Annotated in this window: 29 protein-coding genes and 2 tRNA genes; 17 read left to right on the plus strand and 14 right to left on the minus strand. The window is 70.3% G+C overall.

Translation table 11 applies throughout. The features are described 5' to 3' along the window. The first annotated feature begins 95 nt into the window (after positions 1–95). The 6 genes from gatC to AC2DGY_RS07520 all read left to right on the plus strand — a co-directional run bounded on the left by gatC (position 96) and on the right by AC2DGY_RS07520 (position 5,744). Positions 96–395, plus strand: coding sequence for an Asp-tRNA(Asn)/Glu-tRNA(Gln) amidotransferase subunit GatC (gatC, locus tag AC2DGY_RS07495; protein ID WP_484509068.1), 300 nt, complete (start codon positions 96–98; stop codon positions 393–395). Further along, entirely contained in the window at positions 392–1,930 is a 1,539-nt protein-coding gene (gatA, locus tag AC2DGY_RS07500) for an Asp-tRNA(Asn)/Glu-tRNA(Gln) amidotransferase subunit GatA (protein WP_484509069.1), read from the plus strand. The genes gatC and gatA overlap by 4 nt, the downstream gene beginning before the upstream one ends. Beyond that, complete coding sequence (gene gatB, locus AC2DGY_RS07505; protein ID WP_484509070.1) at positions 1,930–3,444, plus strand: Asp-tRNA(Asn)/Glu-tRNA(Gln) amidotransferase subunit GatB; 1,515 nt, start codon at positions 1,930–1,932, stop codon at positions 3,442–3,444. The genes gatA and gatB overlap by 1 nt, the downstream gene beginning before the upstream one ends. Positions 3,445–3,560: 116 nt before the next feature. Beyond that, a complete protein-coding gene (locus tag AC2DGY_RS07510) occupies positions 3,561–4,817 on the plus strand; it encodes a DNA polymerase IV (protein WP_484509071.1) in 1,257 nt (418 codons plus the stop codon). Between the two features lie 38 nt (positions 4,818–4,855). Then, entirely contained in the window at positions 4,856–5,176 is a 321-nt protein-coding gene (locus AC2DGY_RS07515; RefSeq protein ID WP_484509072.1) for a hypothetical protein, read from the plus strand. Beyond that, entirely contained in the window at positions 5,151–5,744 is a 594-nt protein-coding gene (locus AC2DGY_RS07520; RefSeq protein ID WP_484509073.1) for a sigma 54-interacting transcriptional regulator, read from the plus strand. The genes AC2DGY_RS07515 and AC2DGY_RS07520 overlap by 26 nt, the downstream gene beginning before the upstream one ends. 22 nt (positions 5,745–5,766) lie before the next feature. On the opposite strand, the gene AC2DGY_RS07525 is transcribed toward AC2DGY_RS07520, so the two are convergent. From AC2DGY_RS07525 to AC2DGY_RS07555, 7 genes are all read right to left on the minus strand, one after another. After that, positions 5,767–6,306, minus strand: a complete 540-nt coding sequence (locus tag AC2DGY_RS07525) for a YaeQ family protein (RefSeq protein WP_484509074.1) — start codon at positions 6,304–6,306, stop codon at positions 5,767–5,769. Between the two features lie 29 nt (positions 6,307–6,335). Next, positions 6,336–6,839, minus strand: coding sequence for a DUF2017 family protein (locus AC2DGY_RS07530; protein WP_484509075.1), 504 nt, complete (start codon positions 6,837–6,839; stop codon positions 6,336–6,338). Next, positions 6,836–7,126, minus strand: a complete 291-nt coding sequence (gene clpS, locus AC2DGY_RS07535; protein WP_484509076.1) for an ATP-dependent Clp protease adapter ClpS — start codon at positions 7,124–7,126, stop codon at positions 6,836–6,838. Before clpS ends, AC2DGY_RS07530 begins: the two co-directional genes overlap by 4 nt. Next, positions 7,123–7,491, minus strand: coding sequence for a metallopeptidase family protein (locus tag AC2DGY_RS07540; protein WP_484509077.1), 369 nt, complete (start codon positions 7,489–7,491; stop codon positions 7,123–7,125). The genes clpS and AC2DGY_RS07540 overlap by 4 nt, the downstream gene beginning before the upstream one ends. Positions 7,492–7,510: 19 nt before the next feature. Continuing rightward, a tRNA-His gene (locus tag AC2DGY_RS07545) sits at positions 7,511–7,586 on the minus strand. Positions 7,587–7,624: 38 nt separating this feature from the next. Then, the gene (gene orn, locus AC2DGY_RS07550; protein ID WP_484509078.1) at positions 7,625–8,251 is read right to left on the minus strand and encodes an oligoribonuclease; all 627 of its coding nucleotides are present in this window, start codon (positions 8,249–8,251) and stop codon (positions 7,625–7,627) included. Between the two features lie 44 nt (positions 8,252–8,295). Continuing rightward, positions 8,296–8,368, minus strand: a tRNA-Arg gene (locus tag AC2DGY_RS07555). A 93-nt stretch (positions 8,369–8,461) separates the two neighbouring features. Here AC2DGY_RS07555 and AC2DGY_RS07560 point away from each other — a divergent pair. Further along, the gene (locus AC2DGY_RS07560) at positions 8,462–8,671 is read left to right on the plus strand and encodes a methyltransferase (protein WP_484509079.1); all 210 of its coding nucleotides are present in this window, start codon (positions 8,462–8,464) and stop codon (positions 8,669–8,671) included. Between the two features lie 20 nt (positions 8,672–8,691). On the opposite strand, the gene yczE is transcribed toward AC2DGY_RS07560, so the two are convergent. After that, positions 8,692–9,315, minus strand: a complete 624-nt coding sequence (gene yczE, locus AC2DGY_RS07565; RefSeq protein WP_484509080.1) for a membrane protein YczE — start codon at positions 9,313–9,315, stop codon at positions 8,692–8,694. 62 nt (positions 9,316–9,377) lie between these two features. Between yczE and yczR the strand changes: the two genes are divergently transcribed. Beyond that, positions 9,378–10,793, plus strand: a complete 1,416-nt coding sequence (yczR, locus tag AC2DGY_RS07570; RefSeq protein ID WP_484509081.1) for a MocR-like transcription factor YczR — start codon at positions 9,378–9,380, stop codon at positions 10,791–10,793. Positions 10,794–10,800: 7 nt separating this feature from the next. Here the strand turns inward: yczR and AC2DGY_RS07575 are convergent, their stop codons facing one another. Beyond that, positions 10,801–11,046: a hypothetical protein gene (locus AC2DGY_RS07575; RefSeq protein WP_484509082.1), complete on the minus strand. Its 246-nt coding sequence runs from the start codon at positions 11,044–11,046 to the stop codon at positions 10,801–10,803. Positions 11,047–11,130: 84 nt separating this feature from the next. On the opposite strand from AC2DGY_RS07575, the gene msrA reads away from it, so the two are divergent. From msrA to AC2DGY_RS07600, 5 genes are all read left to right on the plus strand, one after another. Further along, positions 11,131–11,658, plus strand: coding sequence for a peptide-methionine (S)-S-oxide reductase MsrA (gene msrA / locus AC2DGY_RS07580; protein WP_484509083.1), 528 nt, complete (start codon positions 11,131–11,133; stop codon positions 11,656–11,658). Between the two features lie 146 nt (positions 11,659–11,804). Beyond that, positions 11,805–12,329 carry a single-stranded DNA-binding protein gene (ssb, locus tag AC2DGY_RS07585; RefSeq protein ID WP_484509084.1) on the plus strand — a complete coding sequence of 175 codons (525 nt, stop codon included), beginning with the start codon at positions 11,805–11,807 and terminating at the stop codon, positions 12,327–12,329. A gap of 20 nt (positions 12,330–12,349) precedes the next feature. After that, positions 12,350–12,835: a DUF6993 domain-containing protein gene (locus AC2DGY_RS07590; protein ID WP_484509085.1), complete on the plus strand. Its 486-nt coding sequence runs from the start codon at positions 12,350–12,352 to the stop codon at positions 12,833–12,835. 41 nt (positions 12,836–12,876) lie between these two features. Further along, positions 12,877–14,556: an energy-dependent translational throttle protein EttA gene (ettA, locus tag AC2DGY_RS07595; protein WP_484509086.1), complete on the plus strand. Its 1,680-nt coding sequence runs from the start codon at positions 12,877–12,879 to the stop codon at positions 14,554–14,556. Then, entirely contained in the window at positions 14,507–15,046 is a 540-nt protein-coding gene (locus tag AC2DGY_RS07600) for an acyl-CoA thioesterase (protein ID WP_484509087.1), read from the plus strand. Before ettA ends, AC2DGY_RS07600 begins: the two co-directional genes overlap by 50 nt. On the opposite strand, the gene AC2DGY_RS07605 is transcribed toward AC2DGY_RS07600, so the two are convergent. Continuing rightward, entirely contained in the window at positions 15,037–15,909 is an 873-nt protein-coding gene (locus tag AC2DGY_RS07605) for an acyl-CoA thioesterase (RefSeq protein ID WP_484509088.1), read from the minus strand. The genes AC2DGY_RS07600 and AC2DGY_RS07605 overlap by 10 nt on opposite strands. Positions 15,910–15,960: 51 nt before the next feature. Between AC2DGY_RS07605 and AC2DGY_RS07610 the strand changes: the two genes are divergently transcribed. Next, the gene (locus tag AC2DGY_RS07610; protein ID WP_484509089.1) at positions 15,961–16,632 is read left to right on the plus strand and encodes a DUF8185 domain-containing protein; all 672 of its coding nucleotides are present in this window, start codon (positions 15,961–15,963) and stop codon (positions 16,630–16,632) included. Between the two features lie 53 nt (positions 16,633–16,685). Here AC2DGY_RS07610 and AC2DGY_RS07615 read toward each other — a convergent pair whose 3' ends face one another. The 4 genes from AC2DGY_RS07615 to pepN are packed head-to-tail and all read right to left on the minus strand — an operon-like array spanning position 16,686 to position 22,578. Beyond that, positions 16,686–18,353, minus strand: coding sequence for an FAD-binding dehydrogenase (locus AC2DGY_RS07615; protein ID WP_484509090.1), 1,668 nt, complete (start codon positions 18,351–18,353; stop codon positions 16,686–16,688). A 24-nt stretch (positions 18,354–18,377) separates the two neighbouring features. Next, complete coding sequence (locus AC2DGY_RS07620) at positions 18,378–18,818, minus strand: globin (RefSeq protein WP_484509091.1); 441 nt, start codon at positions 18,816–18,818, stop codon at positions 18,378–18,380. Further along, a complete protein-coding gene (locus tag AC2DGY_RS07625) occupies positions 18,815–19,975 on the minus strand; it encodes a mechanosensitive ion channel family protein (protein WP_484509092.1) in 1,161 nt (386 codons plus the stop codon). The genes AC2DGY_RS07620 and AC2DGY_RS07625 overlap by 4 nt, the downstream gene beginning before the upstream one ends. Positions 19,976–20,034: 59 nt before the next feature. Beyond that, a complete protein-coding gene (gene pepN, locus AC2DGY_RS07630; RefSeq protein ID WP_484509093.1) occupies positions 20,035–22,578 on the minus strand; it encodes an aminopeptidase N in 2,544 nt (847 codons plus the stop codon). A gap of 129 nt (positions 22,579–22,707) precedes the next feature. Between pepN and AC2DGY_RS07635 the strand changes: the two genes are divergently transcribed. The 3 genes from AC2DGY_RS07635 to AC2DGY_RS07645 all read left to right on the plus strand — a co-directional run bounded on the left by AC2DGY_RS07635 (position 22,708) and on the right by AC2DGY_RS07645 (position 25,576). Further along, positions 22,708–23,901, plus strand: coding sequence for a ferrochelatase (locus AC2DGY_RS07635; RefSeq protein WP_484509094.1), 1,194 nt, complete (start codon positions 22,708–22,710; stop codon positions 23,899–23,901). A gap of 10 nt (positions 23,902–23,911) precedes the next feature. Then, positions 23,912–24,454 (plus strand): ribose-5-phosphate isomerase, encoded by a 543-nt coding sequence (locus AC2DGY_RS07640; protein WP_484509095.1) that lies wholly within the window; start codon positions 23,912–23,914, stop codon positions 24,452–24,454. Between the two features lie 105 nt (positions 24,455–24,559). Next, complete coding sequence (locus AC2DGY_RS07645; RefSeq protein WP_484509096.1) at positions 24,560–25,576, plus strand: Fpg/Nei family DNA glycosylase; 1,017 nt, start codon at positions 24,560–24,562, stop codon at positions 25,574–25,576. Positions 25,577–25,726: the final 150 nt, after the last annotated feature.

Genomic DNA, 25,726 nt, shown 5'->3' on the forward strand with positions numbered 1-25,726 from the left:
CGCCACCCTATTTCGTCCGCGGGGATCCCCCTCCGGGCGCGCGGGGGCGCCGAGCGTGCATCGGAGCGATCGCGGCCAGAACCTAGACTGGGAGCGTGTCTGAAATCACCCCCGATCTCGTGCGCCACCTCGGTGTGCTCGCCCGGATCCAGCTCAGCGACGAGGAGGTCGAGCGCCTCACCGGTCAGCTCGACGTGATCGTCGACAACATCGCGAAGGTGTCGGAGGTCGCCACCCCCGACGTCGTCGCGACCAGTCACCCGATCCCGCTGCAGAACGTGTTCCGCACCGACGTGCCGAGCGACGTGCTGAGCCTGGACGAGGTGCTGCAGAACGCCCCGGATGCGGCGGATAACCGCTTCCGCGTGACCGCGATCCTGGGGGAGGAGCAGTGACCGACGACCTCACGCGCCTGAGCGCGTCCGACCTCGCCGCGCGCCTGTCCTCCGGGGAGGTCTCCAGCGTGGAGGCCACACAGGCGCACCTCGACCGGATCGCCGCCGTCGACGGCGACCTGCACGCCTTCCTGCACGTCAACGCCCGAGCCCTCGACGTCGCCGCCGACATCGACCGCCGTCGCGCAGCCGGCGAGGAGCTCGGCCCGATCGCCGGCGTGCCGCTGGCCATCAAGGACGTGCTGGTCACGACCGACATGCCCTCCACGAGCGGGTCGAAGATCCTCGAGGGGTACCTCTCGCCGTACGATGCGACGGTCGTCGCGCGCTCTCGCGCGGCCGGCCTCGTGCCGGTGGGCAAGACGAACATGGACGAGTTCGCCATGGGGTCCTCCACCGAGCACTCCGCCTACGGCCCGACGCGCAACCCGTGGGACCGCGACCGGATCCCCGGCGGCTCCGGCGGCGGATCGGCGGCGGCGGTGGCCGCGTTCGAGGCGCCGCTGGCCCTCGGCTCCGACACGGGCGGCTCCATCCGCCAACCCGCGCACGTCACCGGAACGGTCGGGATGAAGCCGACCTACGGCGGTGTCAGCCGCTACGGCGCCATCGCGCTGGCCTCGAGCCTGGACCAGGTCGGGCCGGTCACGCGCACGGTGCTGGACGCGGGGCTCCTGCACGACGTCATCGCCGGACACGATCCGCACGATGCGACCTCGCTCACCGACTCGTGGCCGTCGTTCGCCGACGCCGCGCGCGACGGCGCCACCGGGGAGGTCCTGAAGGGACTGAAGGTCGGTGTCATCCGCGAACTCCCCGACAGCGGCTTCCAGGCGGGCGTGGCGTCGTCGTTCCGCGATGCGCTCGCGGCGATGGAGGCCCAGGGCGCCGAGATCGTCGAGGTCAGCGCGCCGCACTTCGAGTACGGAGTCGCCGCGTACTACCTGATCCTCCCGGCGGAGGCCTCCAGCAACCTGGCGAAGTTCGACTCGGTGCGGTTCGGGATGCGGGTCACCCCGCACGCCACTGCCACCGTGGAGGAGGTCATGGCCGCCACCCGCGACGCGGGCTTCGGCGACGAGGTCAAACGCCGCATCATCCTGGGCACCTACGCGCTGTCGGCCGGATACTACGACGCGTACTACGGCAGCGCCCAGAAGGTGCGCACCCTCATCCAGGGCGACTTCGACGCCGCCTTCGCGCAGGTGGACGTCATCGCGACGCCCTCGGCCCCGACGACGGCCTTCCGCTTCGGCGAGAAGATCGATGACCCGCTGCAGATGTACCTCAACGACGTCACGACGATCCCGGCGAACCTCGCCGGCGTGCCGGGGATCTCGATCCCCTCCGGCCTGGCTGCGGAGGACGGGCTGCCCGTCGGCATCCAATTCCTCGCTCCGGCGCGGGAGGATGCCCGCCTGTACCGCGTGGGCGCCGCTCTGGAGACGCTGCTCGTGAAGGAGTGGGGCGGTCCGCTGCTGGACCGCGCACCTGCCCTTCCACCAGCTCAGGGACCGAACGGAGGGAGCCGCTGATGGCGAAAGACACGCTGATGGGCTTCGATGAGGCACTGGAGCGGTTCGAGCCCGTGCTCGGCTTCGAGGTGCACGTCGAATTGAACACGCGCACGAAGATGTTCTCCGGAGCGCCGAACCCCGCCCACTCCGACAACCACGACGCTGCTCCCAACACCCTCGTCGCACCGGTGGACATGGGGCTCCCCGGTGCGCTGCCGGTGGTCAACGAGCAGGCGGTGCGGTTCTCGATCTCGCTCGGGCTCGCGCTGGGGTGCTCGATCGCTCCCTCCAGCCGCTTCGCTCGGAAGAACTACTTCTATCCCGACCTCGGCAAGAACTACCAGATCTCGCAGTACGACGAACCCATCGCCTTCGAGGGCTCCGTCGAGGTGGAGCTGCCCGACGGCACCCTCGTGACCGTGCCGATCGAGCGCGCCCACATGGAGGAGGATGCCGGCAAGCTGACCCACGTCGGCGGCTCGACCGGTCGGATCCAGGGCGCGGAGTACTCCCTCGTGGACTACAACCGTGCCGGTGTGCCGCTCGTGGAGATCGTCACCAAGCCGATCTTCGGCGCCGAGCATCGCGCACCCGAGATCGCCAAGGCCTACGTGCAGACGATCCGCGACATCGTCCTGTCCCTCGGCATCTCCGAGGCCCGGCTGGAGAGGGGCAACCTGCGCTGCGACGCGAACGTCTCCCTGCGTCCGCGCGGCCAGGAGAAGCTCGGCACGCGCACGGAGACGAAGAACGTCAACTCGATGCGATCGGTCGAGCGCGCGGTGCGGTACGAGATCCAGCGCCAGGCGGCGATCCTCGCCGCCGGCGGCACGATCATCCAGGAGACCCGTCACTGGCACGAGGACACCGGCACCACGTCGCCCGGCCGGCCCAAGTCGGACGCCGATGACTACCGGTACTTCCCCGAGCCCGACCTGCTCCCCGTCGCTCCTTCCGAGGAGCTCATCGAAGAACTCCGCGCGGCCCTGCCCGAGCCGCCGGCCGCCCGCCGCCGCCGGTTGCAGGGCGAGTGGGGCTTCGCCGACATCGACTTCCAGGGCGTCGTCAACGCGGGCCTGCTCGCGGAGGTCGGTGCCACGGTGGCTGCCGGCGCGTCGCCCGCCGCGGCGCGCAAGTGGTGGATGAGTGAGATCAGCCGCATCGCGAACGCCCAGAACCGTGAGGCGACCGACCTCGTCTCGCCGGAGAACGTCGCCGCCCTCCAGATGCTCGTCGACGCGGGCACGCTGACCGACAAGCTCGCCCGCCAGGTGCTCGAAGGCGTCATCGCCGGGGAGGGCACCCCGCAGGAGGTCGTGGATGCGCGCGGCCTGGCGGTCGTGTCCGACGACGGCGCGCTCCTGGCCGCCATCGACCAGGCCCTGGCGGCCCAGCCCGACGTGCTGGCGAAGATCCGCGACGGGAAGGTTCAGGCGGCCGGCGCCGTGATCGGCGCGGTCATGAAGGCCATGCGGGGCCAGGCCGACGCCGCGCGCGTGCGCGAACTCGTCCTCGAGCGCGCCGCGCAGTAGCCCGCGTCAGAAGAAACGCCCGCTCAGGAGTAGCCGGAGTCCTCCGGCCCTGATCCGGGCGTTCTTCCTGCGCCGGTGCGTCGCCGAGTGTCGGCGGCGGCGGGGAGAATGGATGCATGGGACGCGGTGACGGCACGGGGCGGATCGTCTCCGCCGACGGCGCCGACGACACCGGCGCGGGCATTCTGCACGTCGACATGGACGCCTTCTACGCGTCGGTCGAGGTGCTCGATGACCCCTCCCTCCGCGGGAAGCCGATCATCGTCGGAGCACCGGAGGGGCGGGGCGTGGTCTCCAGCGCATCGTACGAAGCCCGTCGCTTCGGGGTGCGCTCGGCGATGCCGGTGTCGCAGGCGCTCCGGCTGTGTCCCAGCGCCATTGTCGTCATGCCCCACTTCGACCGGTACACCGAGCTCTCCCGCCGCGTGATGGCGATCTTCCGCGACTTCACGCCGCTCGTGGAGCCCCTGTCGATCGACGAGGCGTTCCTCGACGTGCGCGGCGCGCGCCGACTGTGGGGGAGCCCGCGTCAGATCGCCCGGATGCTGCGTGAGCGTGTGCTCGACGAGACCGGCCTCACCTGCAGTGTGGGCGGGGCATCCACCAAGCACGTGGCGAAGATGGCCTCGACGATCAGCAAACCCGACGGCGTGCTCATCGTCGCCGCCGCCGACACCCTGAGCTTCCTCGCCGCCCGCCCGGTGCGCGCGCTGTGGGGGGTGGGACCGAAGGCTGCCGAGGCGCTCGAGGCGCGGGGTATCCGCACCGTCGCCGATGTGCTCGCCTCCCCGCGCCCGATGCTCGACCGCGCACTCGGGCCGGCGATGGGCGAGCGCGTGTGGCAGCTGGCTCATGGCATCGACACCCGTGAGGTCCACACCGAGCACGTGGAGAAGAGCATCGGCCACGAGGAGACCTTCGCCGACGACATCTCCGACACCCGCGTGCTGCACGTGGAGCTGCGCCGGCTCGCCGATCGGGTGGGCGCGCGACTGCGCCGCCAGGGGGTGGAGACGGCGACGGTGGCGCTCAAGGTGCGCTTCTCCGACTTCACGACCCTGAGCCGATCCCGCACGCTCGCCGAGCCCACCGCGGTGGGGCAGCGCATCGGGGAAGCGGCCATCGAGCTGTTCGACGGCATCGCGCGGCCGCTTCCCGTGCGGCTGGTGGGCGTGCGCGGAGAGAAGCTGCGCTCCGCCGCGGGGCCCCTCGGCCTGTGGGACGACGACGAGGAATGGCGTGCCGTGGAGGATGCGCTCGACGGAGCCGCCGCGCGCTTCGGGCGGGGGGCCGTGACCCGCGCAGCGCTCCTGGGCCCACGGCGCGACGGCGGCTCGTTACCGTCGCATCCGCTTCCCCCCGCGGGCGACTGACCCTGGGCAGGTGGAGTCGCGGACGGTACGGTGGAGCCATGCCCAACATCGCACTGGACCTCGGCTCGCAGGCTGCACAATTCGGCGTCACCGCCGCCTACGGAGAGCAGCAGGACGTCGACGGCGTGCGGCTCGTGCCCGTGGCCCTCACGTGGACCGGGTTCGGTGGCGGCGAGGATGAGGCCGGCAACGGCGGCGGTGGTGGCGGCGGCTACTCCGTCCCTGTGGGCGCGTACATCCGCCGCGGTGACGACCTGCGCTTCGAACCGAACGTCGTCGCGTTCCTCGCCGTCGCGATCCCCTTCGTGTGGGTCACCGGCCGCGCCCTGAGCCGTGTCATCCGAGCCCTCAAGAAGTAGGCCCGACCCGTTCGCCCAGGCCCTCGCCGCCGCCGTCGACGCGGTGGTGGAACAGGTTCGTGCCGTCGCGGCCGCCAACCCCGTGGTGCTCATCGACGGGCGCAGCGGAGCGGGCAAGACATCGTTCGCCCGGACTCTGGTCGCCCGCTGGCCGCAGCGGGGGAGGGTGCAGCTGGTCGCCCTGGACAGCCTGTACCCCGGGTGGGACGGGCTGGCCGAGGGCGTCGAATACGCGCGCACCTCCGTGCTCGTCCCGCACGCCCGAGGATTGGTCGGTGTCTGGCAGCGCTGGGACTGGGACGGGTCCGAACGCGCCGAGGCCCACGCGGTGGACCCCTCGCTGCCCTTGATCGTGGAAGGTTCCGGGCTCCTGACCCCCCGCACCGCGCTCCTGGGCGACGTGCGGGTGTGGCTCGACGCCCCGGAGCACTCCCGCCGCTCCCGGGCGCTGGAACGCGATGGCGACGGGTATCGGCCCTACTGGGGGCGGTGGGCGGCCCAAGAGGATGCGCACCTCGCCGCCGATGACCCGGTGGCGCAGGCGACGGTCACGGTCGCCCTGCCCTGAGGGCCTATCGCGCGGGGTGGCGCTACTGCACCGCGTGGTCGTGGACGGCCGATTCGAGCGTCGTGCCGTTCATCTCCACGTACAGGCGGTGCTCGGTGACCGACACGGTCAGGGCGTTCCGTCGTTCCAGCAGCGCCGCGGCGGCGTCGATGAAGCCGGGGTCGAAGCTGTGGAGGGTGATCGTGCCGGCATCGTGGATGCGCTTGCCAGCCCACGCAGCGGCCACCTTCGCGGGATCGCGGTGGGTGTAGACCTTCGTGCGGTCGGCGAGCTTGCTCCCGTAGTGCAGGCGCGCAGCATCCGGTGCTCCCACCTCGATCCAGGCGGTGAGGCGTCCGGTCGCATCGCGGACCAGGACGGCCGGTTCGTCGGTGGTGGAAATCCCTTCGCTGAAGGCGATTCCCTCTTCGAACTCGAGGCAGTACGCCAGCACGCGCGTCAGGAGAAACGGGGCGGTCTCGGACGGATGGCGCGCCACCCGCAGCGCGACATCCTCGTAGATCCCGCGGTCGACGTCGGCCAGTTGTACGGCGAAGCTGTGGACTGTCGCACCGGTGGCCATAACCGTCGAGCCTACCGGCAGGAGGCTGCTCAGCCGTTGTCGACGGCGGCCACGAGCGCCTCCAGGCGCTGCCCGAGCCAGTCGTAGAGCACGGCGCGGGGGTCATCGCCCGGGTCGTCGTCCTCACTCTCGATCCCCAGCCGGGAGGCCATCACGAGCCGGACCGCCGCGAGCGTGCGCAGCCAGGCCTGCGTCTCGTCTCCGTCGAGCGTCACCGCGAGCACCCGCAGGGCCGTGCGTTCGTCCAGGTCGTCGACGGCGGGAACGGGTCCGTGCTGTGCCAGCGTGCCGAGCACCGTGCGAGCGTCGCGCGCACGGCGGTCGAGCAGGTCGCCCGTGGTGAGCCGCCGGAAGTCTCCCGACGCCTCCTGGTCGTCGGGGTAGGCGTCGGGTGTCAGCCGAGCCACGGCCGGGTCGGGGGATGCGGTGGCCTCGGGGTCGTCGACGAGTTGGAGGAACTGGCCGGTGATCGCCGCGAGGTGGGCCACCTCGATGACCGTCAGCTCGAGCACCAGCAGGCGCCCCCCGGTCATTCGGGTGCCTTCCGCACGGTGGCCCACAGGCCGTAGTCGTGCATTGCGGAGGTGTGCAGTTCCATCTGCTCCCGAGGTCCCTCGGACACCACGGCATGTCCCTCGTGATGAACCGCCCGCATCAGCCGCGTCGCTTCGGCCACGGAGTACCCGAAGTACTCACGGAAGACGTGGACCACGTAACTCATGAGATTGACGGGGTCGTTCCATACGACGGTCTGCCACGGACGGTCGGCCTCGGCCGCGCGGTCCAGCCGCACGTCTTCGTCGAGCAGCGTGCCGCTCATGCCCACCCCAGTTCGTGCAGTCTCTCGTCGTCGATGCCGTAGAAGTGAGCGATCTCGTGGACGAGCGTGGTGTGCACCTCGTCGCGCAGTTCCTCGAGGGTGTCGCACACCGCCAGGTGCGACTCGCGATAGAGGATGATGCGGTCGGGCAATTCCCCTGCGCTGCCGTACCGGTCGCGCTCGGTCAGCGACCAGCCGTCGTACAGGCCCAGGAGGTCGAGGGAGCCGTCCTCCGGGCGGTCCTCCACGACGAAGACGACGTTGTCGAGCCCCCCGACCATGTCGTCCGGCAGCAGATCGAGCTCGTCGACGACGAGCTGCTCGAACCGTTCGGCATCCATGGTTGCGGGATCGAACTCGGTCATCGCCCCTCGCGGGACGTATTGGGGTGAGTAACGGGGCTCGAACCCGCGACATCGGCCACCACAAGGCCGCGCTCTACCAACTGAGCTATACCCACCATGCGCTCCGCGGCTGCGGAACAACCAGAATATTCTCTCATACCGAGAAGGGGTACGCCGACACCGCTGCTGCCGCCGCGGCGCGCGCGCCGTCGCTCGTCGGTCCGGGTTCCGGAACGAAGACCGCGGAGCGGTAATACGCGAGTTCTCGGATCGACTCGTGGATGTCGGCGAGGGCGCGGTGGCCGCCGTTCTTGGCCGGTGCGTGGATGTAGGCACGCGGGAACCACCGGCGGGAGAGCTCCTTGACGCTGGAGACATCGACGTTGCGGTAGTGCAACCATCGATCCACGCGGGGCATGTACTTCGCGAGGAACATGCGGTCGGTGCCGATCGTGTTGCCGGCCAGCGGCGCCTTCCCCTCGAGGGGAACGAAGCGCTGGATGTACTCCAGCGCCTGGAACTCCGCATCCGCCAGGGAGACGCCAGAGGGGATCTCCTCCAGCAGGCCCGAGGACCGATGCATGTTCGTGACGAACTCGCTCATGTTCGCCAGCGCGGACTCGTCTGGCTTGATGACGATCTGGAACCCGGCGTCGAGCACCGTGAGTTCGAAGTCGGTCACCACGACGGCGATCTCGACGAGTTCGTCGACGGCGAGGTCGAGTCCCGTCATCTCGCAGTCGATCCACACGAGGCGGTCGTTCTCGGAAGCTCCCACCATGCCGACCATCCTAACGACGGTGGGCGAGCCGGGCCGTGCACGCGTCCCCCAGGCACGATTCGAACGTGCGACAAACGGATTAGAAGGCCGCTGCTCTATCCACTGAGCTACTGGGGGTCGGCTCCCAGGTTACCGATGCGTGGGCGCGGGTGCACTGGTGCCCCCTGCGGATGCGGCGTACGGTCAAAGCGCACCAGGAAGGAAGCGACGATGACGGAAACGACCACGCGCCGACTCTGGGTGGCCTACGGACCGGCCGGGGCGGTCGGCAAGATCCAGAAGGACGCCGCGGGCTACACGGTTCAGATGGCGGGAGCCGCGACGCCGCTGGGGACATATCCCTCGATGGACATCGCCAAGCGCGCGCTGCAGTCGCACCTCAAGCCCGGCGCCGAGCCGCCCGAGTACCGCGAGCACTGAGCCCCCCGCATTCGGCGTCGTCAGCGTCCCCCGACAGGCGGCGCGGGGACGAGCGCCACGCCCCGGCGATCCGCGGGAACGTCGAAGAGCGGCAGCGCGACGTGCACGAGAGGTCCGATGCACAGGGCGAACACGACGGTGCCGATGCCCACGGTGCCGCCGAGCCACCAGCCGAGCACCAGGACGGTGCCCTCGACGCTGAGCCGGCACAGCCAGATGGGTGCCCCGAGGCGCGCGTGCAGCCCCGTCATGAGGCCGTCGCGGGGGCCGGGCCCGAAGTGGGCGCCGAGGTACAGCCCCGACGCGACGGCCACCGACAGCACGCCCAGCCCCAGCATCGAGACTCGTGCGAGGACGCTTTCCGGTTGCCCCACGACGGCGAGGGTGGCCTGGATGCTGGTTCCCACGAGCGCGATGTTCGCGAGCGTGCCGACGCCGGGGCGCTGGCGGAGCGGGATCCACGCCAGGAGCACCGCGGCGCCGAGCAGGTTCGTCACCCAGCCCACCCCCATGCCGGTGCGCCGTGACAGCCCCTCGGCCAGCACCGTCCACGGGTCGACGCCGAGCCCGGCGGCGACGGTCAGTGCGCACCCGAACCCGTACAGCACCAGGCCGACGAGCAGTTGCAGGACGCGGCGTGGCATGCATCCATCTCAGCGGGGGATTGGTCCTTTCGCCAGAGTCCAATTCCGCTACCGTGGCCTCCATGGACTCTCGGATCTCCGCTCGCGCCCTCGCCGCGGCCCTCGGTGGGTGGCGCAGCAGTGAACCGGTCTACGAAGCCCTCGCCGACGCCGTCCGCCTCCTCTGCCTCGACAACCGGCTCGCCGCGCACACCGCCCTGCCGGCGGAGCGGGAGCTTGCCACGGCGCTGGGCGTCAGCCGCACGACGGTCGCCGCGGCCTACCGCAGCCTGCGCGACACCCGCCACATCCGGAGCCTCCGCGGTTCGGGCAGCGTGACGCTTCCCCTGGCGCGCCGCGATCCCGGAATCCGGCCGGGGGTCGACGACGCCATCGACCTGCAGCAGGCGTCCCCGCCGGCGTGGCCGGGCCTGGCCGGTGTCTTCGCCGAGGTAGCCGCCACCGCCACGACCCTCGTCGCCCGGCGCGGCTACGACATCGTCGGCCATCTCGCCCTGCGCGACGCGGTCGCCGAGCGTTATCGGGTGCGGGGCATCCCCACGCGGGTCGACGAGATCCTCATCACCGCCGGTGCGCAGAGCGCGATCCACCTGCTGGCCTCGGTGCTGCTGGGACGCGCCGACCGCGTGCTCATCGAGACACCGACCTATCCTCACGCCGCCGATGCCTTCCGCCGCGCCGGTGCGCGCATGGTGGGGGTGCCGGTGACCACCGACGGGGGATGGGACCTCGACCGCGCGATGCAGGCGTTCGCGCGCACCCTTCCCGTCCTCGCGTATCTGATGCCGGCGTTTCAGAACCCCACCGGGCGGACGATGACGCCGGCCGAGGTCGAGACCTTCCGCGCTGCCGCCGAGCGGTCGGGCACCCTCGTGGTCATCGACGAGACCACCGCCGACCTCGCCATCGACGTCGACCGCTCCGATCCCTATGCGGGTGACGCGGGCGTGATCCGCATCGGATCCTTGGGCAAGACCGTGTGGGGTGGGCTGCGCGTGGGGTGGGTCAGGGCCCAGGCCGACACGATCCGACGTCTCGCAGCCGCACGTCCGATGCACGATCTGGGCACCCCCGATTTCGAGCAGGCGGTGGCGACGGCCGTCCTCCCGCGCATGGACGAGGTGATCGCGCAGCGGGCCGATCACCTCCGCGCCGGTCGCGATGCCCTGTCGGCGGCTCTGGCCGACCTCCTGCCGGAGTGGCGTGTGCCCCGTGTCGGCGGTGGGCTGGCGCTGTGGGTCGAGCTGGACGCGCCCCTCAGCTCGCCGCTGGTACTCGCGGCGCGCTCGCGCGGGCTCTATCTGTCGGCGGGCTCGCGCTTCGCCGTGGAGGGCGGACACGACCGCCACCTCCGCATCCCCTTCACCGGCCCCGCCGACGAACTGGTGCGGGCGGCGAGCATCCTGGCCGAGACCTGGCGCGATGTGCTGGCCGGTTCGCCGCTCAGCCGGGTCGAACACCTCGACGCCGTCGTGTAGCGCCCGCTCACCGCTGGTAACGCAGGCAGTCCAGGGCCTCGTCGGGGGTCCAGAACTCACCGAGACGGCGGAAGCTGCGCGACGCGGGGGAGAAGCGTTCGGCGGCATATCGCCACCCGCTCTCGGTCATGACGGAGTGGACGTGACCGACCACCCGGCCGGAGCGGTCGGTCACCCTCCATCGGCCGCGCGCGACGCGGCTCAGGCGCGCCCAGGAGGGCGCCTGCAGCTCGGGCGTGTCGGTCCAGATCATGCTTCCACGCTAAGCACCCCCTCCGACATCCACCGCGGTGCGGGTTGCGCGCGTAGCCTGGATGCGCGAGGTCGAGGAGGATGAATGGTCACGTTCGTGCTGGCAGGCGGGTGCTTCTGGTGCCTGGATGCGGCGTACCGCGCGCTTCGCGGCGTGACGGCGGTGGTCTCGGGCTACACCGGGGGAGTCACCGACGCCCCGACCTACGAGGAGGTGTGCTCCGGGCGCACCGGGCATGCCGAAGCGGTCGCGGTGACCTTCGACCCCGAGGAGATCTCGGCCGAGGTCATCCTGGACGCCTTCTTCACCATGCACGACCCGCGTCAGCTGAACCGTCAGGGCAACGACATCGGCACGCAGTACCGCAGCGCCATGTTCCCCGCGGATGACGAGCAGCGGGCGCTGTTCGAGGCGGCACGCGATCGGGCCACGTCGTGGTGGGACGGGGGCATCGTCACGACGATCGAGCCGCTCGGCGCGTTCTTCCCGGCCGAGGATGCCCACCAGGACTTCTTCGCCAAGAACCCCACGCAGGGGTACTGCCTCGCCGTGGCGCTCCCCAAGGTCAACAAGGTGCGTGCGCGCTTCGCGGACTATCTCGTCGACGTCTGATCCTCCTCCACAGCGACGCTCCGGGAGGCGGTGTCCCCAGGAGTGCGCTTCGCGCGGGTTCGCACGGCGGGATGCCGAGACGATGGTCGCAGCTCCGGTGTCCGACGGGCACGCGGTCACCGGAGCATCCGAAGAGAGGATGCGACATGACCGAAATCATCACCGTCACCGGCAACATCGCCACCGAGCCCGAGCAGCGGACCGTCTCGGAGGGGGTGCGCGTCACCTCGTTCCGCGTCGCGTCGCCCCATCGCCGGTACGACCGCGCGTCGGAGAAGTGGGTCGAGCAGTACACGAATTTCTTCACGGTGTCGGCTTTCCGCGGGCTGGGCGAGCATGCGTATGCGTCGCTGCACCGCGGCGACCGCGTCGTGGTCACCGGTCGGCTGCGGCTCCGCGACTGGGACAACGGCACGAGACGCGGCACCAGTGCAGAGATCGATGCGGACGCGATCGGGCACGACCTGTTGTGGGGGACCACGGCCTATCGGAAAACCGACGGCTCGGCGTCCGAAACCCCGTCGCAGGCCTCGGACCACCCCGGCGAGCGGGCCACCACGGGAGCCACGGACGAGAGCGGCTGGGCCATCCCCGCCGCGCCGCCGTCCCTCGTGGGGGCGGAGGCGGGGGCGTCCCGGCCGGGTGGGGGCGGGGACGACACTCCGTTCTGAAGCCCGCCTAGACTCGTGGCGTGGCCCGAACGCTCATGCACCGGCGTGTCTTCGCGCTCCTGTCAGCGGTGATCGCCGTCGGGGTCGTGAGCGGGTGCGCGCCCGAGCCGGCGCCCACGCCCACGGCGTCACCCGATCCGGTGGTTTCGGCGGCGGCGCCCACCCCGACGGGGCCCATGCTGGCCCCCGAGGGCACGGCCGCGGACAACCTGCCCTACTTCACGGACATCGTGCGCTCGGTGTGGTCGGGGCCCGAGCAGGTGGCCGGACGCGCGTACGTCGATGCGCTCACCGCCGCCGGCTTCGACAAGGCGGCCATGCAGGTGACCCCCGACCAGACGACGGTGGGCAATGCGGCCGAGAGCATCCAGTTCTCGGTGCGGTGGGGCGAGGAATGCCTCATCGGGCAGGTCGGGCCGGCCACCGGCGAACCGGTCACCGCGGTCATGCCGGGGTTGCAGTCCGGCGGGTGTCTCGTGGGTAACACCCGCCCGATCGACTGGTGACGCGACGGCCCCGGGCCGCCGGACCGTAGACTGGACAGGTTATGGCGGAATATATCTACTCGATGGTGCGCGCCCGTAAGGCCGTGGGCGACAAGCTGATCCTGGACGACGTCACGATGGCGTTCCTCCCCGGCGCGAAGATCGGCATGGTGGGCCCGAACGGGGCCGGCAAGTCGACGATCCTCAAGATCATGGCCGGGATGGACGTGCCGTCCAACGGGGAGGCGAAGCTCAGTCCGGGGTACTCCGTCGGAATCCTCATGCAGGAGCCCGTGCTCGACGAGTCCAAGACCGTGCTGGAGAACATCCAGGACGGCGTCGCGATCAAGCCCAAGCTCGACCGCTTCAACGAGATCTCCGGCCTCATGGCCGATCCCGACGCCGACTTCGACACGCTGCTGGCCGAGATGGGCACGCTCCAGGAGGAGATCGACGCCGCCGACGGCTGGGACCTCGACTCGCAGCTGGAGCAGGCGATGGACGCGCTGCGCACCCCTCCGGGCGATGCCGCCGTCGCCCCGCTCTCCGGTGGTGAGAAGCGTCGCGTCGCGCTGGCGAAGCTGCTGCTGCAGAAGCCGGATCTGCTGCTCCTGGACGAGCCGACCAACCACCTCGACGCCGAGAGCGTGCAGTGGCTCGAGCAGCACCTCCAGGCCTACAAGGGTGCGGTCATCGCCGTCACGCACGACCGGTACTTCCTCGACCACGTCGCCCAGTGGATCGCCGAGGTCGACCGCGGCCGCCTGATCGGGTACGAGGGCAACTACTCGACGTACCTGGAGAAGAAGGCCGAGCGCCTGGACGTCCAGGGGAAGAAGGACGCCAAGCTCGCGAAGCGCCTGAAGGACGAACTCGAATGGGTTCGCAGCAGCGCGAAGGGCCGGCAGACCAAGTCGAAAGCGCGCCTGGCGCGGTACGAGGAGATGGCCGCGGAGGCCGATCGCACGCGCAAGCTCGACTTCGAGGAGATCCAGATCCCCCCGGGGCCGCGCCTGGGCAGCGTCGTCATCGAGGCGAAGAACCTCAAGAAGGGTTTCGACGGCCGCTCGCTCATCGACGGCCTGAGCTTCAGCCTTCCGCCGAACGGGATCGTCGGCGTCATCGGTCCGAACGGTGTCGGCAAGACGACGCTGTTCAAGACGATCGTCGGCCTCGAGCCGCTCGACGGCGGCGACCTGAAGATCGGCGAGACGGTGAAGATCAGCTACGTCGACCAGACGCGATCGAACATCGACCCGAACAAGTCGCTGTGGGAGGTGGTCTCCGACGGCCTGGACATCATCACGGTCGGCAAGATCGAGATCCCCTCGCGGGCGTACGTGTCGAAGTTCGGCTTCAAGGGGCCCGACCAGCAGAAGAAGGCAGGGGTACTCTCCGGTGGTGAGCGCAACCGGTTGAACCTCGCGCTCACCCTCAAGGAGGGCGGCAACCTGCTGCTCCTGGACGAGCCGACCAACGACCTGGACGTCGAGACGCTGTCGAGCCTGGAGAACGCGCTGCTGGAGTTCCCCGGATGCGCCGTGGTGATCACTCACGACCGGTGGTTCCTCGACCGCATCGCGACGCACATCCTGGCGTACGAGGGCACCGAGGACGCCCCCGACAAGTGGTACTGGTTCGAGGGCAACTTCGAGTCCTACGAGGCGAACAAGATCGAGCGCCTCGGACCGGATGCGGCCAACCCGCACCGCTCGACGTACCGCAAGCTCACGCGTGACTGACGGGCCGAGGCTTCACGTCCCCATCCACCTGCGGTGGGGCGACCTGGATGCGCTCGGGCACGTCAACAACACGTCGATGCTCAAGGTGCTCGAAGAAGCCCGGTTGCGCGCGTTCTGGCGGGGCGACGGCACCGATGCGGCGCTGCCCACCGCCGTGTTCGACATGGACGTCCTCGAGAACGGCGGACCGCGCGCGACGCTCATCGCCCGCCAGGAGATCGAGTACTACCGGCCCGTTCCGTACGGGCAACGGCCGCTGGATGTGCAGCTGTGGATCGGCCGCATCGGGGGGTCGAGCGCCGACGTGTGCTTCGAGGTGTACAGCCCGCTGGGGGTCGATCCGCCGGTGCTCTATGCGCGGGCGACCGCCGTCGTCGTGATCGTGGACACCGCCACCGGTCGTCCGATCCGCTGGAGCGACGAGGAGCGCGCGGCCTGGACGCCGTTCCTGGGCGACCCGATCGACTACCGGCGCCGCGGTCAGTCCTGAGGGACCCGCACCATGATCTCCTGCGCCACGCTCGCCGCCAGCACGCCGTCGCGCGTATAGATCCGTCCGGTGGCAAGGCCCCGCCCGCCGCGCGCGCTGGGGGACTCCTGCACGTACAGGAGCCACTCATCCACTCGCGCGTCGCGGTGCCACCACATCGCGTGGTCGAGGCTCGCGACCTTCAGCCCGGGGTGGGACCACGCGACCCCGTGAGCGCGGAGGATCGGCTCCTGGATGGTGAGGTCGCTGAGGTAGCCGAGGGCGGCGCGGTGCAGGAGGCGGTCATCCGGGAGGCGCCGGCGCGCTCTCATCCACACGGCCTGCCGAGGGGCGGCATCACCGTCGACCTCGAAGTAGATCGGCGACGGGATGTGCCGCAGGTCGACCGGCCGCTGGGCGAACACGTGCTTCGTCATCGGATGCTGCGCCTCGGGCCCGAGCGCGGGATCGGGGAGGTCTTCCGGTGCCGGTACGTCCGGCATCGGCTCCTGGTGGTCCACGCCGGGATCGTCGTCCTGGAACGAGGCGATCATGGAGAAGATCGGCACCCCTGCCTGAAACGCCTGCGTGCGGCGCGTGGAGAAGGACCGGCCGTCGTGGATGCGATCGACGGAGAACGTGATCGCGGAGTTCACGTCTCCGGGGCGGAGGAAGTAGCCGTGCATCGAGTGGATCATCCGGTCGGCCGGGAGCGTCCGTGCCGCGGCCACCACCGACTGCGAGAGCACCTGTCCGCCGTAGACCCGCCCATTGGGCATCGTGTGCGATGGTCCGGTGAAGATGTCCTCCGTGGTCCGGGCGCCGGCATCCTTCAGATCCAGCACGTGAAGCAGCGCTCCCACCGGATCGACCGCGTCCGACACTCGTCCTCCAGACTGGGGGTTTGCGCACCCGCCCTTGCTAGTTTAGGGCGGGTGTCCGCGCGCCTCGTCTTCCCCGATGCCCACGCGGCGGCCGACCTGCTGACGTTCGCGTCGCGAGCCGCTCCCCTCGGCGACGGTGCGGTGCGGCTGCGCGCGACCGGCGGGACGCTGGTGGTCACCTCCGCCCCGCTCGCGCCCCGCGGGCTGCTGGATGCCACCCCGACGGTGCTCGGGATGCGCGCGATGGCGGTCGATCCCGACCTCGTCTGCGATCTCATCGTGACCGCCGAGGCCCTCGCCCCGGCGCTGGACGACGCTGCCGCCATCGCCCTGCCCGAGACGGCGGTGTCCGCCGCCTGGGCGGGAGTCTCACCGCCCCGCAGCGGGTGGGAGCCTGCCGGCGAGCTGACGGCGTCGGTGCTGGCCGCCCGTGCGCAGTGGGGGATGGCGGCGGTCGCCGACCGTGTTCCCACCGACGCCGGGGAGGACGTCGTCCGCGCCGTCCGCGCTCAGGTGTGGGGCCCGCGCGACGAGGCTCTGTCGGACCTCCCGCTCGGGGTGGCGTTCGCGGCCTTCGCGCTGGGGTTCATCGCGGGGGAGGAGCAGGCCGTCCTCCGCACGGCCGGCCCCTGGACGCGGCTCACGCTGACCCGCGGGCATGTCCTCGTCCGCGGCCCCGTCCGCTCCGGACTGACAGCCGTGCGGCGTACCGGCCCCGCGTAACCCGCCCCAAGCCCGTCAGGCGTGAACGGCGCCGCAGGCGCGCGGCTGCAGGGCTACGCGACAGCAGCAGCGGCGGCGCGGCCGGCCGCACGGCCGGAGAAGAGGCACCCGCCGAGGAACGTGCCCTCGAGCGCCCGGTAGCCGTGCATTCCGCCGCCGCCGAAGCCGCTCGCCTCCCCGGCCGCGTACAGGCCGGGCACGGGTGAACCGCCCGCGGTGAGGACGCGCGCGGCCAGGTCGGTCTCCAAGCCGCCGAGCGACTTCCGCGTGAGGACGTGGAGCTTCACCGCGATGAGCGGCCCGGCGCCGGGGTCGAGGATGCGGTGGGGTGCCGCCGTGCGGATGATCCGGTCGCCGCGGAACGCCCGGGCCGACCTCAGCATCGCGATCTGCGCATCCTTCGTGAAGTCGTTCGCCATCTCGCGGTCGCGCGCCTCCAGCTCGGTCCGCACGCGTCCCGGGTCGAGGGTGTCACCGCCCGGGAGTTCCTGCATACCGGCGATGAGCGCATCCAGGTCGTCCCGCACGACGAAGTCCTCCCCGTGATCGAGGAACGCCTGCACCGGACCGCTCGCCCCCTTGCCGAGCCGCGAGCGCAGGAGCAGCCCGACGTCCTTCCCGGTGAGGTCGGGGTTCTGCTCGCTCCCGGAGAGGGTGAACTCCTTCTCCACGATGCGCGAGGACAGCACGAACCAGGAGTGGTCGTGTCCGGTGGCGCGCAGGTGCGCGAGCGTTCCGAGCGTGTCGAAGCCGGGGAACAGGGGCGAGGGCAGGCGCGACCCCGTGGCATCCAGCCACACCGACGACGGGCCGGGCAGGATGCGGATGCCGTGATCGGCCCACACCGGATCCCAGTTGCGGATTCCCTCCACGTAGTGCCACATGCGGTCGCCGTTGATCAGCCGTCCGCCGGCGGACGCGGCGATCGGGAGCATCGAGCCGTCGACGTAGGCGGGCACGCCGGCCACCATGGTGGCGGGCGGGGTGCCGAGCCTGGTCGGCCACTGCGCGCGCACCATGTCGTGATTGCCGCCGATTCCGCCGCTGGCGAGGATGGTCGCTCCCGCGGCGACCTGGAACGTGCCGATGACCTCACGAGAGGATGCCGCGCCACGGGGCGATCCGCTGGGGGCGAGGATGTCGCCGGCGACTCCCGTGACGATGCCGTCGGACGTGACCAGCTCGGTTACCCGATGACGGGGGAGGATCACCGCGCGGCCCTCGCGCTCTGCCTCCTCGACCGCGGCCTGGAACGGTGCCACGACCCCTGGCCCGGTGCCCCACGTGACATGGAAGCGCGGAACCGAGTTGCCCGGCCCCGTGGCGGTGTACCCGCCGCGCTCGGCCCACCCGACGATCGGGAAGAACCCGACGCCGAGCTCCTTCATCCACTCGCGCTTCTCACCGGCCGCGAACGCGAGGTAGGCCTCGGCCCATTCGCGCGGACGGGCGTCCTCGGGTCGGTCGAAACCCGCCGTTCCGAACCAGTCCTGACGGGCCAGCTCGATCGAGTCGGAGATCCCCATGCGGCGCTGCTCGGGCGAGTCGACGAAGAAGAGCCCGCCGAAGGACCACCACGCCTGCCCGCCCAGGTTCGTCCGGGGCTCCTGGTCGACGAAGGTGACGCGTTTGCCTGCCAGCAGTGCCTCACGGGCGGCGACGAGTCCGGCCAGGCCCCACCCGATGATCAGAACGTCGGTGTGGTGTGTTCGGCTGCTCAAGGCGACTCCCTCGTCGTCGTGCGGTCAGCGGCGGTCGTCCCCCGCCAGCGGAATCGCCGGTCGTCCGCCCTGCACAGCGGCGGCGTCGACCGAGTTCACCATCGCAGACGCCGCCCGGGAGAGGTAGTCCCACAGGGTGGCCTCGTGCAGCGGGGGAAGGGCCAGCTCGTCCACCGCGGTGCGCATGCAGCGGAGCCACCGGTCGCGCGCGTCCGCATCGACGGTGTAGGGCATGTGCCGCATCCGCAGCCGCGGGTGCCCGCGTGCCTCGCTGTAGGTGGTCGGGCCGCCCCAGTACTGCATCAAGAACAGCGTCAACCGCTCCTGCGCCGGCGCGAGGTCTTCCTCGGGGTACATGGGTTTGAGCACATCGTCGCGGGCCACCTCGCGATAGAAGATCTCCACCAGGCGACGGAAGACCGGCTCCCCGCCGATCTCGTCGTAGAACGCGAGCGGCTCGCTCATCCGGCTGGCTCCTCGGGCTTGTCGGTCGACTTCTTCTTCGGCGACCGGTTGGCGGGCGGTGTCTTGGGGCCGGGCGCGGAGGGAGAACCGACCGGAGCACCGTCTTCGGATGCCCCCGCCTCGCGCTTGCGGCGCGGTTTCCACACCGGACGCTCGGGCACGGGAACCGCGGTCGGCTTCGTCCGCGGCGGGTTCGCACCGCGCACCCGCTGCGCGCCCTCCAGCCCCGTGAGCACGATGGAGTTCAGCTGCGGAAGCTTCAGACCGAGCTCCTCCATCGCATGCTTGAGCCGCATCCGCAGTTCACGGGCGACGTCGTCCTTGGCGTTCGAGCGGGTCTTCAGGACGATGCGGATGACGAGAGCGTCGCCGCTGATCGACTCGAGGCCCCACACCTCGGGCTGCTCGATGACGCGGGTGCGCCACTTCGAGTCTTTGGTGAGCGACTGCCCGGCCTCGAGCATGGCGGCCTCCACCTGGGAGACGTCGGCATCGGCGGGCACGGTGAGGTCGATGATGACGCGCGACCACCCCTGCGACATGTTGCCGATGCGGGTGATCTCGCCGTTGCGGACGTACCAGAGGGTGCCGTTGACGTCGCGCACGTGCGTGATCCGCACGCTGACGTATTCGACCACGCCCGTGGCCAGCCCCAGGTCGACGACGTCGCCGATGCCGATCTGGTCTTCGGCGACGATGAAGATCCCGTTCAGGACATCCTTCACGATGTTCTGCGCGCCGAAGCCCAGGCCCGCGCCGATGGCGGCGGTGAGCAGCGTCAACGACGCCAGCACATCCGGGGCGATGATCCCGGCGATGAGCACGAGCGCCACGATGACGATCGCGACGTTGACGATGTTCTGCAGGATCGTTCCCAGCGTCCGCGTGCGCTGCACCAACCGGACCGCGGCGAGCGGCGAGCGGTCGAGGGCTTGGGTGTCGTCGACGTTCGCCCTGCCCTTCGCCCCGTTGACGATCCGGCTGACGACGCGGTGGATGACGAAGCGCAGTCCCCACGCGATCAGACCGCTCACGACGATCACGACGATCACGTTGAGGGCCCGGAAGCCGAGACGGACCGCCTCCTCACCGACTTCCGTCCACATGGCGGGATCGGTCATGTCCGGGAGCGAGGGCACGGCGAAGGAAACAGACATCTCAGCCATGCTAACGACGGATGCCTCGACGACGGCTGAGCGCCGAGGCATCCCATGCGCTACTCCGCGTCCCGGTCCTGCACCGACAGCGCACGCTCGACCCCGGCGAGGTTCTCGTGCACGAGGCGGCGGAGCGCTGGCGGTGCATCCGGGTGCTCGGACAGCCACGCCCGCGTCGCGTCGCGCAAGGCCACATCGGCCAGCGGCGCAGGGTAGAGGCCCACGATGAGGTACTGCGCGATCTGGTACGAGCGCGACTCCCACACCGGCAGCAGCATGTCGAAGTAGGGCTTCACGAAATCCGCGAGCGCGTCCACCGTCGCGGGGTGTACGAAGCCGGCGGCAGCCGCGCGCACGATCGTGTTGGGCGCGTCGTCGGTGGTGACGAGGGATTCCCACGCCGCACGCTTGGCGTCGGCTCCCGGGAGGGCGGCCTTCGCCTGCGCGGCGAACTCCCCGCCCTTGGCGGTGTTGTCGGCGGCCAGGGCGACGTCGATGTCTCCGACATCCACCAGGCCGCCCGCGGCCAGGGAGACCAGGAGCTGCCACGACAGGTCGGTGTCGACCTCGAGCCCCGCGAGCACCGTCTCGCCGTCGCGGAGGGCGCGGACGCGACCCCACTGCTCGGCGGTGGATGCGGCGGAGGCGAACGCCGTGACGAACTGCAGCTGGCTGTCGCTTCCCGGCTCGGCTCCCTGTGCGAGTGACCACAGGCTGTCGGCGACCCGTTCGCGCGTGGCATCCCGTGTCTCGGGGCTGACGTAGGCGTTGGCGGCGAGCTGGAGCTGCGCGAGGGTCGTCCGAACCGTGGTCGATTCGGTCTCCGACCCGATGTTGCTCAGCACCAGGTCGACGTAGTCGCTGGCGGAGGCTTCCGCATCGCGGGTCTGGTCCCATGCCGCACCCCACACGAGGGAGCGGGAGAGCGGGTCGCTGATGTCCTTGAGGTGCGCGATCGCCGTGCGCAGCGACCGGTCGTCGAGGCGGATCTTGGCGTACGCGAGGTCGCGGTCGTTCAGGAGCACCAGATCCGGGCGCTTCTGACCCTTCAGCTCCGGCACGTCGGTGCGATCGCCGTCGACATCGAGCTCGAGGTAGTGCACCTGCTCGAGCGCGCCGTCGGTGAGGGCGTAGAACCCGACCCCCAGGCGGTGCGGGCGGATGGTCGGGTAATCGGCGGGCGCGGTCTGCACGATCGCGAACCGGGAGATCGTCCCGTCGGAGGCTTCGTCGATCAGCGGCGACAGCGTGTTCACGCCGGCGGTCTCGAGCCACTTCTTCGACCAGCCGCCCAGCTCGCGTCCGCTGGTGCGCTCGAGTTCGGTCAGCAGATCATCGAGCTCTGTGTTGGACCACTCGTGCTTAGCGAAGTAGGCCGCGACCCCGGCGAAGAACTGCTCGATCCCCACCCATGCGGCCAGCTGCTTGAGGACCGAGCCGCCCTTGGCGTAGGTGATGCCGTCGAAGTTGACCTGGACATCCTCGAGGTCGTTGATCTCGGCGACGACGGGGTGCGTCGACGGCAGCTGGTCCTGCCGGTACGCCCACGTCTTCTCCATGGCGTTGAAGGTCGTCCACGCCTCGGTCCACTCGGTGGCCTCGGCCGTGGCGATGGTCGACGCCCACTCGGCGAACGACTCGTTCAGCCACAGACCGTTCCACCACTTCATCGTCACGAGGTCGCCGAACCACATGTGCGCGAGCTCGTGCAGGATCGTGACCACGCGCCGCTCGCGGATCGCGTCGGTGACCTTGCTGCGGAAGACGTAGGACTCGGTGAAGGTCACCGCGCCGGCGTTCTCCATCGCCCCGGCGTTGAACTCCGGGACGAACAGCTGGTCGTACTTGGCGAACGGGTAGGGATAGTCGAACTTCTCCTCGTAGTACGCGAACCCCTGTCGCGTCTTCTCGAAGACGTAGTCGGCGTCGAGGTACTGCCAGAGGCTCTTGCGTGCGTACACGCCGAGGGGGATGACGCGGCCGGAGGCGCTCGTCAACTCGGAGAACGTGGATTCGTATGGTCCCGCGATCAGCGCCGTGATGTACGAGGAGATGCGCGGGGTGGGCTCGAACACCCAGGTGGCCGTGCCGTCGCCGTGGCGCTGGGGATCGGGGGTAGGGGAGTTCGAGACGACCGACCACGGCTCGGGTGCCGTGACGGTGAACTGGAACGTCGCCTTGAGGTCGGGCTGCTCGAACACCGCGTACATGCGGCGCGAATCGGGCACCTCGAACTGCGAGTACAGGTACACCTCCCCGTCGACGGGGTCGACGAAGCGGTGGAGGCCCTCGCCGGTGTTGGTGTACAGGCACTCGGCTTCGATGACGAGCTCGTTCTCCGCCTGGAGGCCGCTGAGCGCGATGCGCGAGTCGGCGAACGCACTGGTCTCCACCGTCCGGCCGTTGAGGGTGATCCGGTGCACCTCGCGCGCGATGAGGTCGACGAAGGTGTCGGCACCCTCGGCGGCGCCGAATCGGATGACCGTTCGCGAACCGAACGTCTCGGCGCCGCGGGTCAGATCGAGGGCGACCTCGTACGAGTGCGTGTCGACGACGGCGCGGCGTTCCTGCGCTTCGAGGCGGGTGAGGTTCTCTCCAGGCACGTGCTAGCTCCCAGGGGTGTCAGGGCGGGATGTCGCGAACAGCGCTGCTGACGCCGGTGGCAACCGCCCCAGCCTAGCGTCGACGTGCGCGACCGACGAGGGCCCGGTGGACGGTGAGAGGATGGGAGGGTGTCCCACGAAGCCCCCCCACCGCCCCTTGAACCCGCCGAGGTTCCGTACGCCAGCCCTGCGGCGCGCAGTGGGCTGCCCTGGGTCGAGGAGCCCGTGTCCTATGACGCGATCCTTCTCGCCGGCTTCGGGGGACCGGAGGGGCAGGATGACGTCATCCCGTTCTTGCGCAATGTCACCCGTGGACGCGGTATCCCCGACGAACGGCTCGAGGAAGTGGCCCACCACTATCGCCACTTCGACGGTGTCAGCCCCATCAACGCGCAGAACCGTGCGCTGAAGGCCGCGCTGGAGGCCGAGATCGCCCGACGCGGCCTCGACCTGCCGGTGTACTGGGGCAACCGCAACTGGGGTCCGTATCTCGAGGAGGCGGTGCAGGATGCCTCGGCCGCCGGTGACACGACGCTCCTGGCCATCGCCACCAGCGCGTACAGCTCCTTCTCCAGCTGCCGGCAGTACCGCGAGGACTTCGCCCGAGTGCTCGAATCCACGGGCCTGGGCGAGACGGTCACGATCGACAAGGTGCGGCAGTTCTTCGACCACCCCGGCTTCGTCGCCACCTTCGTCGAGGGTGTGCGCACGGCGGTGGCGGGGTTCCTCGCCGAGGGAGTGCCCCCCGAGGCCATACGGGTGCTGTTCTCCACGCACTCCATCCCGCTCGCCGACGCCCAGCGTTCGGGGCCGCGGGACGTGGACTTCGGCGAGGGCGGCGCGTACGCCGCGCAGCATCGCGCGGTCGCGGAACTGGTGATGACAGAGGTCGCCGAGACGACCGCGGATGTCTCGTGGGAGCTCGTCTACCAATCACGCTCGGGCCCGCCGAGCCAGCCCTGGCTGGAGCCCGATGTCAACGACGTCATCGCCGGGCTTCCCCAGCAGGGCGTGAGCGCGGTGGCGATCGTGCCGCTCGGCTTCGTCAGCGACCACATGGAAGTGCTGTGGGATCTCGACACCGAGGCGATGGAGGCCGCTGCCGAGGCCGGTCTGCGTGCGGTCCGCACCCCGACGCCGGGGGTGGAACCGGCGTACGTGTCCGGGCTCGTCGACCTCATCCAGGAGCGGCTTCGCGGCACGCCCGCCGCCGACCGCCCGCACGCGACCTCTTTGGGGCCGTGGTTCGACGTCTGCCGGCCGGGATGCTGCGAGAACGTGCGGGCGGGGTTCAAGCCCGCTGCCGCCGGCGTCGCTCCTTAGGATGACTGGCATGCGCATCCACATCGCCACCGACCACGCGGGTCTGGATTTCTCCACGCACCTGCAGCACCACCTCGCTTCGCAGGGGCACGAGATCATCGACCACGGGCCGGTCGAGTACGACGCCGTCGATGACTATCCGGCGTTCTGCATCCGGGCGGCGCAGGCGGTCGTGCGCGATCAGGAGGACGGTATCGAAACGCTGGGCGTCGTCTTCGGCGGATCGGGAAACGGCGAGCAGATCGCCGCGAACAAGGTGCGCGGAGTGCGCGCAGCCCTGGTGTGGAGCATCGCGACGGCGGAACTGGCCCGCGAGCACAACGACGCGAACGTGATCGCGATCGGCGCCCGTCAGCACACCTTCGACGAGGCCGCCACATTCATCGATCGCTTCATCGCCACGCCCTTCTCCAACGAAGAACGGCACATGCGGCGCATCGCACAGATCGCCGCGTTCGAGCTGGACGGGGCGCTCGCTCCCGACCCGCGCGCGACCGTCGGGGGCCCCGACGTGCTCGCGGATGGTGACAGCTTCGATCCTGAGGCAGGCTGATGGCCTGCCTCAGGATCTTCGACGCTCTGCTGGTTCGACCGGGTGCAGGCTGATGGCCTGCCTCAGGATCTTCGACGCTCTGCTGGTTCGACCGGGTGCAGGCTGATGCCCGAAGGGCATTCCGTCCACCGCATCGCTCGCCAGTTCGACCGCAATTTCGTCGGGCGCCCGGTGGCGGCATCCAGCCCCCAGGGGCGGTTCGCCGAGGGCGCGTCGCTGCTCGACGGACGCGTCGCCCTCGCCGCCCGTGCGGTGGGAAAGCAGATGTTCCTCGAGTTCGAGGGCGACCTGTGGCTGCGCGTGCACCTCGGCCTGTACGGCGCGTGGGACTTCGCCGGCGAGATCCTCGTCGACCCCACGATCGCATCGGCCAACGGCCGGATGGGCCAGACCAACCAGCGCGGCACCGACCTCGACGAGGCCTCCGTGGCGGATGCTGCGCCGATCCTCGACAGCGCCGGGGAGAACTCGCTGTCCTCCATCGGAGCCCCGCGCAAGGCGCGCGGCCGCATCCGCATGTCCGAGCAGACCACCGGCATGCAGGAGGAGACCGAGTGGCCGCCTCCCGTGGTCGGCCAGGTGCGTCTGCGATTGCTCACCGACGTGACGTGCGCCGACCTCCGCGGCCCCACGGCGTGCGCCCTGCAGACGCCCGACGAGGTCGCCGCGTCGATCGCCAAGCTCGGCCCGGATCCGCTGGTGGACGGCGCCGCCGCAGGTGAGGAGCGGTTCGTCTCCGCCGTCCGCCGCAAGGCGACCCCGATCGGGCTCCTGCTGATGGATCAGTCGGTGGTCAGCGGCATCGGCAACGTGTACCGGGCTGAACTGCTCTTCCGCGCCCGGCAGAACCCGCACATCCCCGGACGCGACGTGCCGGAGGAGGTCGTGCGGGGACTCTGGCGCGACTGGGTGCGGCTGCTGACGATCGGTGTGGAGACCGGTCAGATGATGACGATGGACGACCTCGACCCCGACGCGTACCGACGCGCCATGGCGAGCCGCGACGACCGGCACTGGGTCTATCACCGCGCCGGGCTGCCCTGCCGGATCTGCGGCACCGCGATCGTGGTCGAGGAGGCCGCGGGCCGAAACCTGTACTGGTGCCCGAGCTGCCAGGCCTGAACCTCGGCGAGAAACGACGCTCCGGATGAGACGCACCGCCGCGCGTCGTGTCTCATCCGGAATGTCGTTTCTCGGGGCGGGTGCGCGCTGACCGTGGGGCGGCGAGCGCGCAAATAGGCTGGGGGCATGCGGCAGAACCCGAGCTCCGTG

It is taken from the genome of Microbacterium sp. Z6_144 (assembly GCF_057197625.1).

Bases quoted from the DNA above. Each gene is read 5' to 3' on its own strand.
- gatB (WP_484509070.1), top strand. From the start codon at position 1,930: ATGGCGAAAGACACGCTGATGGGCTTCGATGAGGCACTGGAGCGGTTC.
- AC2DGY_RS07510 (WP_484509071.1), top strand. From the start codon at position 3,561: ATGGGACGCGGTGACGGCACGGGGCGGATCGTCTCCGCCGACGGCGCC.
- AC2DGY_RS07515 (WP_484509072.1), top strand. From the start codon at position 4,856: ATGCCCAACATCGCACTGGACCTCGGCTCGCAGGCTGCACAATTCGGC.
- AC2DGY_RS07525 (WP_484509074.1), bottom strand. From the start codon at position 6,306: ATGGCCACCGGTGCGACAGTCCACAGCTTCGCCGTACAACTGGCCGAC.
- AC2DGY_RS07530 (WP_484509075.1), bottom strand. From the start codon at position 6,839: ATGACCGGGGGGCGCCTGCTGGTGCTCGAGCTGACGGTCATCGAGGTG.
- clpS (WP_484509076.1), bottom strand. From the start codon at position 7,126: ATGAGCGGCACGCTGCTCGACGAAGACGTGCGGCTGGACCGCGCGGCC.
- AC2DGY_RS07540 (WP_484509077.1), bottom strand. From the start codon at position 7,491: ATGACCGAGTTCGATCCCGCAACCATGGATGCCGAACGGTTCGAGCAG.
- orn (WP_484509078.1), bottom strand. From the start codon at position 8,251: ATGGTGGGAGCTTCCGAGAACGACCGCCTCGTGTGGATCGACTGCGAG.
- AC2DGY_RS07560 (WP_484509079.1), top strand. From the start codon at position 8,462: ATGACGGAAACGACCACGCGCCGACTCTGGGTGGCCTACGGACCGGCC.
- yczE (WP_484509080.1), bottom strand. From the start codon at position 9,315: ATGCCACGCCGCGTCCTGCAACTGCTCGTCGGCCTGGTGCTGTACGGG.
- yczR (WP_484509081.1), top strand. From the start codon at position 9,378: ATGGACTCTCGGATCTCCGCTCGCGCCCTCGCCGCGGCCCTCGGTGGG.
- AC2DGY_RS07575 (WP_484509082.1), bottom strand. From the start codon at position 11,046: ATGATCTGGACCGACACGCCCGAGCTGCAGGCGCCCTCCTGGGCGCGC.
- msrA (WP_484509083.1), top strand. From the start codon at position 11,131: ATGGTCACGTTCGTGCTGGCAGGCGGGTGCTTCTGGTGCCTGGATGCG.
- ssb (WP_484509084.1), top strand. From the start codon at position 11,805: ATGACCGAAATCATCACCGTCACCGGCAACATCGCCACCGAGCCCGAG.
- ettA (WP_484509086.1), top strand. From the start codon at position 12,877: ATGGCGGAATATATCTACTCGATGGTGCGCGCCCGTAAGGCCGTGGGC.
- AC2DGY_RS07600 (WP_484509087.1), top strand. From the start codon at position 14,507: ATGCGGCCAACCCGCACCGCTCGACGTACCGCAAGCTCACGCGTGACT.
- AC2DGY_RS07620 (WP_484509091.1), bottom strand. From the start codon at position 18,818: ATGAGCGAGCCGCTCGCGTTCTACGACGAGATCGGCGGGGAGCCGGTC.
- AC2DGY_RS07625 (WP_484509092.1), bottom strand. From the start codon at position 19,975: ATGTCTGTTTCCTTCGCCGTGCCCTCGCTCCCGGACATGACCGATCCC.
- AC2DGY_RS07640 (WP_484509095.1), top strand. From the start codon at position 23,912: ATGCGCATCCACATCGCCACCGACCACGCGGGTCTGGATTTCTCCACG.
- AC2DGY_RS07645 (WP_484509096.1), top strand. From the start codon at position 24,560: ATGCCCGAAGGGCATTCCGTCCACCGCATCGCTCGCCAGTTCGACCGC.